Source organism: Nonomuraea sp. NPDC050547, assembly GCF_044457345.1.
Taxonomy (GTDB): domain Bacteria; phylum Actinomycetota; class Actinomycetes; order Streptosporangiales; family Streptosporangiaceae; genus Nonomuraea.
This window is the reverse complement of record NZ_JBITGW010000008.1, coordinates 182,704-195,404: the sequence shown is the minus strand read 5'-3', so window position 1 is coordinate 195,404 and position 12,701 is coordinate 182,704. Positions and strand designations below refer to the sequence as shown.

The following is a 12,701-nucleotide window of genomic DNA, read 5'->3' as shown; positions in this document are numbered from 1 at the left end:
CTTTTTATCGGCCCGGCCTCTACTGGTCGGTTTACACAAATAGGTAAGCTGCCTGCCATGCGTGCGCCCGCCGGTTACCTCCTCGCCGCGCGCTACCGGTTGTTGGAGCCGGTCGGCCGCGGTGGCATGGGCACCGTTTGGCGAGCGCATGACGAGTTGCTTGACCGGCACGTGGCGGTCAAGGAGGTGCGGCTGCCGGCCGTACTCGACGAAGAGCTGCGCGCGGAGTTGTGCGCCCGCACCGAGCGCGAGGGCCGGGCCACCGCGATGGTCGCCCACCCCTCGGTCATCACCGTCTTCGACGTGGTCACCGAGGACGACCGGCCGTGGATCGTGATGGAGCTGCTCCAGGCCAAGTCCCTGGAGCAGCTCATCCTTGAGGACGGACCGCTCCACCCGCGCAAGGCCGCCGAGATCGGCCGCCAGATCCTGGGCGCGCTGCGCGCCGTCCACGCCAAGGGCATCCTGCACCGCGACGTGAAGCCCAGCAACGTGCTGGTGACCGAGGACCGCGCGGTGCTCACCGACTTCGGCCTGGCCGCGCTGGAAGGCGACGTCTCGATCACCCAGGCGGGCATCGTGCTGGGGTCCGCGGGTTACATCGCGCCCGAGCGGGTGCTGGGCGCCAAGGCCAGCCCCGCCGCCGACCTGTGGTCGCTCGGCGCGACCCTCTACACCGCCGCCGAGGGCAGAGGTCTCCATGGCCGGCGTACGGCCGCCGCCGCCCTGGCCGCCCTGACCAGCGGCGAACCGATCCCGATGGCCAAGGCGGGCCCGCTGGCGCCCGTGCTCGACGCCCTGCTGCGCATCGACCCGGAGACCCGGCTCGACTCGGTGCGCGCGTCGCTGATGCTGGCCCGTGTGGCGGCGGGCGGTTCGGCCGAGGAGCCGCTGCCGGTGAAGAGGGGCGCGCGGCCGACGCCGGTGATCACCACCCCGTCTTTCGCGCGCAGGCCCGCGCATCGCGGGCTGCATCGGGCGGAGGCCACGGCGGCCGCGCTGGCCGTACCCGGGCCCAGGATGGAGCGCAGGCAGGGCGAGGGCGTGCACCGCAAGCGCGTGGAACCACGTCCCACTCTGTCGGCTTATGCCCGATTTAAAGCTGCGGTGATAAAGTTGTGCCTTCCTCGTCGCTTCTGGCCACGAGAACTTCGCAAGCGAGGGTAAAGCACTTCCTAAGCGAGAATCGATATCTTCTACCCATGCCGGAACAGCACACACGCCTGCTCGCGGAGCGCTACGAGCTGACGGCCCCGCTTGGCCGGGGCACCATGGGCACCGTGTGGCGCGCCCGTGATCGCGCCCTCGGCCGGGACGTGGCGGTCAAGGAGATTCGCCAGGATCCCGGGCTCAGCGAGGAGCAGCGTGCCGAGCTGCGCGAGCGCATGGTCAGGGAAGGCCGTACCGCCTCCAGGATCAACCACCCGTCGGTCGCCTCGATCCACGACGTCATCATCGAGGACAACAGCCCGTGGATCATCATGGAGCTGGTCGAGGCCCGCTCGCTGGAGCAGGTCATCGACGAGGAGGGCCCGCTGCCGCCGCGGCTCGTGGCCGAGATCGGCGTCGACCTGCTGGGCGCGCTGCGCGCCGCGCACGCCCAGGGCATCACCCACCGCGACGTCAAGCCCGGCAACGTTCTCGTCACCGCGAGCGGGCGGGTGGTGCTGACCGACTTCGGCATCGCCAAGCAGGAGGGCGACAGCAAGCTCACCAAGACCGGCATGGTCATCGGCTCGCCCGGCTACACCGCTCCGGAACGCGCCCGAGGCGAATACACCGGGCCGGAATCAGACATCTGGTCGCTCGGCGCGACCCTGTACTTCGCGGTCGAGGGCCGGCCGGCGTACGAGCGCTCGTCGATCGCCGAGACGCTGGCGGCGCTGCTCAGCGAGAGCGCCGACCTGCCCACGCAAGCGGGGCCGCTGCGCCCGGCGCTGACCGGGCTGCTGAACAAGGACTACAAGCAGCGGCTGAGCGCGGCGCAGGCCGAGACCATGCTCAGGATGGTCGCCGACACGCCCACCAGTGAGATCCCGATCATCAAGGACGAACCGCCGAAGGCGCCGCCGCGTCCCCCGAGGCCCGCCGAGGGCTACGACCCGGACCGCACGATCGCCGTACGGGTCCCCAAACCACCCCAGATGCCCACGGCCACCCGTCCTCCGGCCCAGCCTCCCGCCGCCCCGCCCGTACGCAACCCACAGGCCCCCGCCTACCCGGCCTCGGCCAACACCGCGCCCCACCCCACGTCCCGCCCCCAGCCTCCGGCTCCACCCGTGCGCCGGCCGCCGGTCGACGAGGGGGACGTCAACACCATGCGCGTCTACCCGCCCGGCCAGCAGGTCTACCCGCCGCCCCCGCACATGCGCCCGCGGCAGCAGCAACCACCGCAGCCGCCGCCGATCTTCGAGGAGAAGGGGCTGGGCACCGACCTGTTCGCCATCGCCGGCACCCAGCAGGAGCCGCCGCAGACCGGCAACAAGCGCGGCATGCTCATCCTCATGGCCGTGGCGGCGGCGACCGCGGTCATCATCGCGATCCTCATCGTGGCGCTCGTCAGCTGAGCTCACCCATGAGACAGACTGGGGCCATGAGCGAGTTTCGGATTGAGCATGACTCCATGGGCGAGGTCCGGGTGCCGGCGGGGGCGCGCTGGCGGGCGCAGACCCAGCGCGCCGTGGAGAACTTCCCGGTCTCCGGCCGCCCGCTTGAGCCGGCCCACATCGCCGCGCTCGGCCTGATCAAGGCCGTGGCCGCGGAGGTCAACGGCGAGCTCGGCGTGATCGACAAGGACCTGGCCGAGGCGATCGCGCAGGCGGCCGCCGACGTGGCCGACAACGAGTACGACGCGCACTTCCCCATCGACGTCTTCCAGACCGGCTCCGGCACCTCGTCCAACATGAACGCCAACGAGGTGATCGCCAGCCTGGCCGAGGAGCGGCTGGGCCGGCCCGTGCACCCGAACGACCACGTCAACGCCTCGCAGTCGTCCAACGACGTCTTCCCGACCTCGATCCACGTGGCCGCCGCGACCGAGGTCACCTTCCACTTGCTGCCTTCCCTTGAGCACCTGGCGGCGGCGTTGCGCGCGAAGGCCGCGGAGTTCGCCGACCATGTGAAGTCCGGCCGTACGCACCTCATGGACGCGACTCCGGTCACCCTGGGCCAGGAGTTCGGCGGCTACGCGGCGCAGATCGAGCACGGCCTGGCCCGGGTGCGCTCGGCGCTGCCCCACGTGCTCGAACTCCCCCTGGGCGGCACCGCGGTCGGCACCGGCATCAACACGCCACCGGGCTTCGCCGAGCAGGCGATCGCGAAGCTGCGCGAGGCCACCGGCATCGCCTTCCGCGAGGCGGACGACCACTTCGAGGCGCAGAGCGCGCAGGACTCGATCGTCGAGCTGTCCGGGCAGCTCAAGGTCGTGGCCGTCTCCCTGAACAAGATCGCCAACGACCTCCGCTGGATGGGCTCGGGCCCCCGCGCGGGGCTCGGCGAGATCAACCTGCCCGACCTGCAGCCCGGCTCGTCGATCATGCCGGGCAAGGTGAACCCCGTCATCCCCGAGGCCACGGCCATGGTCGCCGCCCAGGTCATCGGCAACGACGCGGCCATCACGTTCGCCGGCGCCTCGGGCACGTTCGAGCTGAACGTCCAACTCCCGGTGATGGCACGCAACATCCTGGAGTCGATCCGCCTGCTGGCCGCCATCTCACGCCTGCTCGCCGACCGCACGGTGTCCGGCATCACGGCGAACGTGGAGCGCCTGCGCGAGTACGCGGAGTCGTCGCCGTCGATCGTGACGCCGCTCAACCGCTACATCGGCTACGAGGAGGCGGCCAAGGTCGCCAAGCAGGCACTGGCCGAACGCAAGACCATCCGCCAGGTCGTCATCGAACGCGGCCACGTCGCCAGCGGCGCCCTCACCGAGCCTCAGCTCGACGCCCTCCTCGACGTGCTCTCCATGACCAAGCCCGCTTCCTGACCGCCCATACGTTACGGCGAAGCCGCCCCCACCCCACCCGCCGACGCGGGCGGGCGCCGATCGTGGGGGTCGCTTCCCACGTCGGACACACGCCCCACCGCAACGGCCCCCCTTGACCACCCGACAGGGAAACCCCTCGGCCAGCCCGAGGGGACCCACTCCGGCCCGCCCGAGGGGACCCCACTCCGGCCCGAACCACCCCCGTCACCCACGTTAGCCCGGCCGGCGGAACACCTCGCGGTCCCGGGCGGGCAGCCAGTGCCGGTCCGGGGCGATGGTGCGGAAGCCCTCTCGCACGTGCCCCACGAACGCCCGCAGGATCGCGCGCCGGTTCCGCCGGTGCACGATCAGCGAGCACGGATAGGCCGGTGACGGGTTGACCAGCGGGATCTGTGTCGTGCCCGGATGCCGGGGGATGCGGGTCCGCTCGCCCGCGAAGCTGACCCGTTCTCCCAGCGCCACCGTCTCCACGAAGTGCTCCCAGCCGAAGTCCGGCCCCGAGGTGTCCACCCGGAACCCGAAGGCGGCGGCCATCTCGGCGTAGAAGCCGGCCCACTCGCTGCCCTCCTCGTTGCCCGGCATCCACACGGTCATCCCGGCCAGGTCCGCGGTCTCGAACCGCCTGCGCCCGGCCAGCGGATGCGTCCTGCCGACCAGGAGAGAGAGCGGCTCCAGGTAGGCCGGTACGACTTCCAGCGTGTCGGGCAGCGCTCCCTCTGCGCGGGCGAAGACGGCGTCCACGTGGCCCTTGCCGAGGCTCTCGCGGGCGCTCCTGAGGCCGTTGGAGGTGACGACGTCGATGTCGGCCGCGCCGCGGGCGCGGTGGAAGGAGCGGACCAGTTCGATGGAGGCGACCCGGGTGTCCAGCACGTCCACGCGCAGCGCGCGGTGCCGCCGCCTGGCCAGCTCGACGGCTTGGTCGGCCAGGGCCACGAGGGCGCGGGCGTGCGTCAGGAAGGCGGCGCCGTCCTGGGTGAGGTCGGCGCCGCCGCGCGTGCGGTAGAACAACGTCAGCCCGAGGTCCGACTCCAGCTTCGCGATCCGTTTGGAGACGGCCTGCTGGCTGATGCCGAGGCGGACGGCGGCGTCGCTGAAGAAGCGATCCTCGGCGATCGCCACGAACGCGCGCACCGCGCCGAGGTCGAGCTCGGGACCTTCCACCGCTACCTCCTAACACAACCACACGTTGTGCATTTCCGCGTGTCGATTGTTGGACAACCCCGGTCAGCCTTGGGTCGAATGCTCGGGTTCCGCGCTGAGCGTACAACCAAGAGGAGTGGCATGAGGTCCTTCGCTCACCTGCACGTGCACACGGAGTACAGCATGCTGGACGGCGCCGCCAAGGTGGCGCCGCTCATGGCGGAGGCGGTCAGGCTGGGGATGCCGGCCGTGGCCATGAGCGATCACGGCAACGTGCACGGGGCCTACGAGTTCCACCAGGCGGCGCGCGGGGCCGGCGTCAAGCCGATCATCGGGATCGAGGCGTACGTGGCACCGGCCTCGCGGCGGGACCGGCGGCCGGTGTTCTGGAGCGAGGACCTGTCGCTGCGGCGTTCCGACGATGAGACCGGGGCGGGCGGCGACGTGTCGGGGCGCGGGCTGTACACGCACATGACGATGTGGGCGGCGGACGCGGCGGGGCTGCGGAACCTGTTCCGGCTGCAGTCGCGGGCCTGGCTGGAGGGACACGTCCAGAAATATCCGCGCATGGATGATGAACTGCTGGCCGAGCATCACGAAGGCGTCATCGCCACGACCGGCTGCCCCTCGGGAGAGGTGCAGACCCGGCTGCGCCTCGGCCAGTACGACCAGGCGCTCGCCGCCGCCGCCCGCTACCGCGACGTCTTCGGACCCGGTGACTACTTCCTGGAGCTGATGGACCACGGCCTGGCCATCGAGCGCCGCGTCCGCGAGGACCTGCTGCGCATCGGCACGGCGCTCGGCCTGCCGCCCCTGGCCACCAACGACTCCCACTACGTCACCGAGTCGCAGTCCCAGGCGCACGACGCGTTGCTGTGCATCGGCACGGGCAAGCGGCTGGCCGACGCCGACCGGTTCCGGTTCGGCGGCAGCGGCTACTACCTCAAGCCCGCCGAGGAGATGCGCGCCCAGTGGGACTCCGAGGTTCCGGGCGCCTGCGACAACACCCTGCTCGTGGCCGAGCGGGTCGGCGACTACGCCGAGGTCTTCGCCCACCGCGACCTGACGCCGAGGTTCCCGGTGCCACAGGGCGAGAGCGAGTCGAGCTGGCTGCGCGAGGAGTCGCTGCGCGGCGCCCGCCGCCGCTACGCCGGCGACCCGCCGCAAGAGGTCCTGGACCGCATCGACTACGAGCTGTCGGTCATCGAAACCATGGGCTTCCCCGGCTACTTCCTGGTCGTCGCCGACATCTGCCGGCACGCTCGCGAGAACGGCATCGGCCTGGGGCCCGGCAGAGGTTCGGCCACCGGCTCCATGGTCGCCTACTGCACCGGCATCACCGAGCTCGACCCGATCGAGCACAAGCTGATCTTCGAGCGGTTCCTCAACCCCGAGCGGATCACCATGCCGGACGTGGACCTCGACTTCGACGACCGCCGCCGGGACGAGATGATCGACTACGTCACCCGCAAGTACGGCGACGACCGCGTCTGCCAGATCGTCACCTTCAACACGATCAAGGCCAAGGCCGCCGTCAAGGACGCCTGCCGCGTGCTCGGCCACCCGTACGCGCTCGGCGACCGGATCAGCAAGGCCTTCCCCGCGTCTGTGGGCGGCAAGGAGATCCCGCTGCAGGCCATCCACAACGAGGACCACCCCCGCCACGGCGAAGCGGCGGAACTCCGGCAGATGTACGCCGCCGACGCCGAGGTCCGCCAGGTGATCGACACCGCGACCGGCGTCGAGGGCCTGGTACGCGGCACCGGCATCCACGCCGCCGGCGTCATCCTGTCCAGCGAGCCCCTGCTGGACGTGCTCCCGCTGGCCAAGCCCAAGGCCGACGGCCCGGTCGTGACCGCCTTCCCCTTCACCCAGGCCGAGGACATGGGCCTGCTGAAGATGGACTTCCTCGGGCTGCGCAACCTCACCGTCATCCAGGACGCGACAGCCGGCGTACGGGCGAACAAGGGTGTGGACATCGACATCCTCGACGTCCCGCTCGACGACGCCAGGACCTACGAACTGCTGGCCCGCGGCGACACGCTCGGCGTCTTCCAGCTGGACAGCGGCGGCATGCGGGTCCTGCTGCGGCTCATGCAGCCGACCACGTTCACCGACATCGCCGCGGTGAACGCGCTCTACCGGCCCGGCCCGATGGAGATGAACGCCCACACCAGCTACGCCCTGCGCAAGACCGGCAAGCAGCCGGTCGAGCCGATCCACCCCGAGCTGGAATCGGCCCTGGAGCCGATCCTGGGCGACACCTACCACCTGGTCGTCTTCCAGGAGCAGGTCATGGCCATCGCCCAGCAGCTCGCCGGGTACTCGCTGGGCGCCGCCGACATGCTGCGCAGGGCCATGGGCAAGAAGAAGAAGGAGGTGCTGGACGCCGAATGGGACCGGTTCTCGACCGGCATGCGCGCCAACGGCTTCTCCGATCCGGCGATCAAGTCCGTCTGGGACGTCCTGGTCCCGTTCAGCGGCTACGGCTTCAACAAGTCGCACACCGCCGGATACGGCCTGGTCTCCTACTGGACCGCCTACCTCAAGGCCAACCATCCCAGCGAGTACCTGGCCGCGCTGCTCACCTCGGTCGGCGACGACAAGGACAAGATGGCCGTCTACCTGGCCGACGCCCGCCGCGTCGGACTCAAGGTCCTGCCACCCGACGTCAACGCCAGCCGGCTGGACTTCGCCGCGGTCGGCGCCGACATCCGCTTCGGCCTCGGCGCGGTGCGCAACATCGGCGCCAACGTCGTGGAGGCCATCGTCGCCGCGCGCACCGAGAAGGGCCCTTTCACCGGCTTCAACGACTTCCTCGGCAAGGTGCCCGCCGCAGTCTGCAACAAGCGGGTCATCGAGTCACTGGCCAAGGCGGGGGCGTTCGACAGCCTGGGACACCGCCGCAGGGCGCTGGTCGCCGTGCACGAGCAGGCCGTGGACGCGGTCGTCGGCCTCAAACGCAACCAGGGCCACGGCCAGGACTCGCTGTTCGCCGAGGACGCCCTGTCGGCCCCGATCCCCGACGAGGAGTGGGACCAGCCCACGCTGCTGGCCCACGAGCGGGAGATGCTCGGCCTGTACGTCTCCGGCCACCCGCTGGACGGCGCCGAGCAGCTCCTTCGCGCCCACCGCGACACCACGATCGCCGCCCTGCTGGCCTCGGGCCGTCAGGACGCCAGGACCCGGGTCAGCGGCATCGTCTCCGGCCTGCAGCGCAAGGTGACCAAGCAGGGGCACCCCTGGGCGGTCGTCACGCTGGAGGATCACGAGGCCGCCGTCGAATGCCTGATCTTCCCCAAGGTCTACACGCTGTGCGGGGAGTCGCTGGCCCAGGACGACGTGGTGTCCGTCAGCGGCCGGGTCAACGTCCGCGACGAGATGCTGAGCGTCTACGGCGAGGAGGTCACGTTCCTGACGGTGCCCGGCCCGCCGCTCGTGATCCGGCTGGAGGAGGAGAAGCTGACGGTCCGGCTGGTGCGGGAGTTCAAGCGGATCCTGACCACGCATCCCGGTCAGACCCCCGTCCACCTGCGGGTACGCCGTGCGGCGGGCAAGGACGTCCTGATGAGCCTGCCCGCCTACACGATCACCCCCGGCCCCGCCTTCCACGCCGACGTCAAGGCGCTCCTGGGTCCGCTTTCCCTCTCTTGAGGTACGCCGCCTGCGTGGCCGCCGCCCACCGGGTGAGCAGGTCGGCGGCGGCGGCGGAGTCCACGGCGTCGGCGGTACGCCGCATCGCCTTGCCCAGCGCCTCGGTCAGGTCGCCGGCCGGTGGCGTCCCATCGGCCGCGACCAGGGCGGCGGCGGCGTTCAGCAGGACGATGTCGCGCACCGGCCCCGCTCTCCGGCCAGGACCCGCCTGGCGACGTCGGCGTTGCGGGCCGGGTCGCCGCCCCGCAGGTCGGCCACGGTGGCTCTGGGGATGTCGAGGTCGGCCGGGTCGAAGGCGGTCCGGTGCACCGCGCCCCGCCGTACCACGTGGACGGTGGACGGACCGGTGGTGGTCAGCTCGTCGAGCCCGTCGTCGCCGCGGAAGACCAGCGCGGACCCGCCGCGCTCGGCCAGCACGCCCGCGATCACCTCGGCCATGCGCGGGTGGAAGACGCCGACCGCCTGCGCGGCGGGCAGGGCGGGGTTGGTGAGCGGGCCGAGGAAGTTGAAGACGGTCGGGACGCCGAGCTGCCCGCGCGCCTTGGAGGCGTGGCGCAGGAAGGGATGGAAGATCGGGGCGAACAGGAAGGTGATCCCCACCTCGTCGGCCACTTCGGCCACCGCCGCCGGGTCCAGGGAGATGGCGATCCCGAGTTCCTCCAGCACGTCGGCCGCTCCGGAGGCGGAGCTGGCCGAGCGGGAGCCGTGCTTGACCACCTTCGCCCCCGCCGCGGCGGCGACGATCGCGGCCATGGTGGAGACGTTGACGGTGTTGGCCCGGTCGCCGCCGGTGCCGACCAGGTCGACGGGGTCGCCGGGGATGCGGATCGCGGCCGAGCAGGCGAGCATCCCGTCGGCGAGCCCGGCGACCTCCTCGACGCTCTCCCCCTTGGCGCGCAGGGCCACGGCGAAACCGGCGATCTGTGCGTCGGTCGCGGCGCCCGACATGATCTGCTCCATCGCCCACGCGCTGTCGCGCGCCGACAGCGACCCGCCGCCGAGCAGCGTGGTGAGAAGTGCGGGCCAGGTGGTGGTCACGTGACGCCTCCGGGTGTCGAGTCTGCTCGGCAAGGCGGAGGGAAGAACGCGAAAGGCCGCCTCGTCGAGGCGGCCGTAGAGATGAACGCTAGGGGGTCCGCCTAGAAGACGGGCCACCAGGAGTACGAGAACGCGTTCATGGGCCAAACCTTAGCACCTCGGCGTGGACCACATAGATCAACACCCAGGTATGTCGGCCGCACCCATGCGTCCGGAATCGGCCAGCGCCTATGGTCGGGAGCATGGGGAACGAGCTGAGCGGCCGGACCGCCCTGGTGACGGGGGCGGGTGCGGGGATCGGGCGCGCGTGCGCGCTCAAGCTGGCCTCGCTGGGGGCCGCGGTCGTGGCGGTCGACCGGGACAGGGAGGCGGCGGAGAAGGTCGCGGCCGAGACGGGCGGGCTGGCCGTCGTGGCCGACCTCGCCGCGCCCGCCTTCGTCACGAAATTTCCTGAAGAGGTCGACATCGTGGTCAACAACGCGGGCTTCCAGCATGTCGCCCCGATCGAGGAGTTCCCTCCGGAGACGTTCGCGACCATGCTCAAGGTCATGCTGGAGGCGCCGTTCCTGATCGCCGGGCACGTACTGCCCGGCATGTACGCACGGGGCTGGGGCCGCTTCGTCAACATCACCTCGGTGCACGGGCTGCGGGGCTCGCCGTACAAGTCGGCGTACACGGCGGCCAAGCACGGGCTGGAAGGCCTGTCCAAGGTGATCGCGCTCGAAGGCGCGCCCCACGGCGTCACCTCCGCCTGCGTCTCGCCCGGGTACGTCAGGACCGAGCTGGTCGAACGCCAGATCGCCGACCAGGCCAGGGCGCACGGCATCCCGGAGAGCCAGGTGCTCACCGACATCATGCTCGGGCCCGAGGCGATCAAGCGGCTGATCGAGCCCGGGGAGGTGGCCGACCTGGCCGCGTACCTGTGCGGGCCGAGCGGGTCGTTCATCACCGGGGTCACGCTCACCGTCGACGGCGGCTGGACGGCACGCTAGTGGTCAGGCGCTTCCTCGAACTTCTCGCCCGGGAGGCCTCGGCGGTCGAGTTCGAAGGTCCGATCATCGAGGCGCGGGCGGCCGGCGCCGACCCGGCCGAGATCGAGCGGCTCGAACTGGCCAAGGTGGAGGCGCTGCGGGTCAGGCAGCTGCTGCGGCGCCGGGCCAGGCGCGAGGCCGAGCTGTCGGCGCTGTTCGACACCGCCGGGGACCTGGCCGCGCTGCGCGACCTCGACGCCGTGCTGGAGGCGATCGTCCACCGGGCCAGGCAGTTGCTCGGCACCGACACCGCCTACCTCACCCTGGGAGACCCCGAGCGCGGCGACACCTACATGCGGGTCACCGACGGCTCCGTCTCGGCGGCGTTCCAGGCGCTGCGGCTCGGGATGGGCGACGGGCTCGGCGGGCTCGTGGCGCAGACGGCGCGGCCGTACTCGACCGCGGACTATCCCGCCGACTCGCGCTTCCACCACACCGGGACCATCGACTCGGCGGTCAAGGAGGAGGGCCTGGTCGCCATCCTCGGGGTGCCGCTCAGGCTGGGACGCCGGGTGATCGGCGTGTTGTTCGCCGCCAACCGCAGCGCGCGGCCGTTCCTGCAGGAAGAGGAGGCGCTGCTGGCGTCGCTGGCCGCGCACGCGGCGGTGGCCATCGACAACGCGCGGCTGCTCCAGGAGACGCGCAACGCCCTCGACGAGCTGTCCCAGGCGCACAGGACCGCGCGCGAGCACGCGGCGGCGGTCGAGCGGGCGGCGCTGGCCCACGACCGGATGACCTCGGTGGTGCTGCGCGGCGGCGGCATCGAGAACGTGGCCGCGGTGATCACGGAGGTGCTGGGCGGGACGCTGGTCGTCCTCGACGACCTCGGCCGTCCCCTGGCGGGGGACGCCGGCGCGGTCGGGCCCGAACCCGGCGTCTTCGAGGCGGCGCAGGCCTCACGCGCCCTCGGCAGGACCGTACGGCGCGGCGAACTGCTCATCGCCAGCGTCGACGTCGGCGGCGAGCCGCTGTGCACGCTGGTGCTGCGCAGCGGCCACATTCTCGATGCCGACGAGCGCATACTCGAACGCGGCGCCCAGGTGTGCGCGCTGCTGCTGCTGTTCCGGCGCAGCGTCGCGGAGGCCGAGGGCCGGGTGCGCGGCGAACTCCTGGACGACCTGATCTCCCGGCCCGGCTCACCCGGCCTGGCCGACCGCGCCCGCAGGCTGGGCCTGGACCTGGACACCCCGCACGTGCTGGTCGTGGCCAGGTACGAGGGACAGCGCGAGCGCGCGGCGTTCTGGGCCTCCTCGCAGGCGGCCGTCCGGCACGGGCTGGCGGCGGCGCGCGGCGAGGAGGTCGTGCTGCTGCTGCCGGGTGACGATCCCGGCGGAATCGCGCACCGGATCGCCGCCGAGCTGACCGCCTCCCTGGGCCGGCCGGCCACGGCGGGCGCGGCCGTACCGAGGAACGGGGAGGTCACGGCGGCCTACCGGGAGGCGCAGCGGTGCGCGCAGGCGCTGGTCGCGCTGGGCCGGGCGGGCGACGGGGCGGGCGCGGCCGAGCTGGGCTTCGTGGGCCTGCTCATCGGCGACGGCCAGGACGTGCCCGGCTTCGTGGGCTCCGTCCTGGGCCCGGTGAGCGGCTACGACGCCCGCCGGGGTACCGCGCTGGTGGACACGCTGGCGGCCTACTTCGCCGCGGGCGGCTCGCCCTCGCGTACGGCTGAGGCCATGCACATCCACGTCAACACCGTCACCCAGCGCCTGGACCGCATCGCCAAGCTCCTGGGCGACGGCTGGCAGGAACCCGAGCGCGCCCTTGAGCTCCAGCTCGCGCTCCGCCTTCACCGGCTCGGCCACACAACCTCCCCCCAGAGTGTGGAGAACGGCCCCATATGAGTGACGCCCGTC

General features: G+C 71.7%; 7 protein-coding genes and 1 pseudogene. 6 read left to right on the top strand and 2 right to left on the bottom strand.

Annotated elements, in window-relative coordinates; genetic code table 11:
- Positions 1-57 precede the first annotated feature (57 nt).
- Genes ACIBHY_RS21515 through ACIBHY_RS21505 form a run of 3 tightly spaced genes read left to right on the top strand, consistent with a single transcriptional unit; the run spans position 58 to position 3,985 of the window.
- Complete coding sequence (locus ACIBHY_RS21515; RefSeq protein WP_379610702.1) at positions 58-1,167, top strand: serine/threonine-protein kinase; 1,110 nt, start codon at positions 58-60, stop codon at positions 1,165-1,167.
- Complete coding sequence (locus tag ACIBHY_RS21510) at positions 1,119-2,567, top strand: serine/threonine-protein kinase (protein ID WP_397251641.1); 1,449 nt, start codon at positions 1,119-1,121, stop codon at positions 2,565-2,567. Before ACIBHY_RS21515 ends, ACIBHY_RS21510 begins: the two co-directional genes overlap by 49 nt.
- Positions 2,568-2,593: 26 nt before the next feature.
- Positions 2,594-3,985 (top strand): class II fumarate hydratase, encoded by a 1,392-nt coding sequence (locus tag ACIBHY_RS21505; RefSeq protein WP_397251643.1) that lies wholly within the window; start codon positions 2,594-2,596, stop codon positions 3,983-3,985.
- 213 nt (positions 3,986-4,198) lie between these two features.
- Here the strand turns inward: ACIBHY_RS21505 and ACIBHY_RS21500 are convergent, their stop codons facing one another.
- Positions 4,199-5,146, bottom strand: coding sequence for a LysR family transcriptional regulator (locus ACIBHY_RS21500; protein ID WP_397307539.1), 948 nt, complete (start codon positions 5,144-5,146; stop codon positions 4,199-4,201).
- Between the two features lie 120 nt (positions 5,147-5,266).
- On the opposite strand from ACIBHY_RS21500, the gene dnaE reads away from it, so the two are divergent.
- Positions 5,267-8,779, top strand: coding sequence for a DNA polymerase III subunit alpha (gene dnaE, locus ACIBHY_RS21495; RefSeq protein WP_397307538.1), 3,513 nt, complete (start codon positions 5,267-5,269; stop codon positions 8,777-8,779).
- On the opposite strand, the pseudogene trpD reads toward dnaE, so the two are convergent.
- Positions 8,745-9,850 (bottom strand): annotated as a pseudogene (trpD, locus tag ACIBHY_RS21490) (anthranilate phosphoribosyltransferase). The gene dnaE and the pseudogene trpD overlap by 35 nt on opposite strands.
- A 209-nt stretch (positions 9,851-10,059) precedes the next feature.
- Between trpD and ACIBHY_RS21485 the strand changes: the two are divergent.
- Together ACIBHY_RS21485 and ACIBHY_RS21480 are read left to right on the top strand one after the other, a co-directional pair.
- The gene (locus ACIBHY_RS21485; RefSeq protein WP_379610709.1) at positions 10,060-10,809 is read left to right on the top strand and encodes a 3-hydroxybutyrate dehydrogenase; all 750 of its coding nucleotides are present in this window, start codon (positions 10,060-10,062) and stop codon (positions 10,807-10,809) included.
- Complete coding sequence (locus ACIBHY_RS21480; RefSeq protein ID WP_397307537.1) at positions 10,809-12,689, top strand: helix-turn-helix domain-containing protein; 1,881 nt, start codon at positions 10,809-10,811, stop codon at positions 12,687-12,689. The genes ACIBHY_RS21485 and ACIBHY_RS21480 overlap by 1 nt, the downstream gene beginning before the upstream one ends.
- The last annotated feature ends 12 nt before the right edge of the window (positions 12,690-12,701 follow it).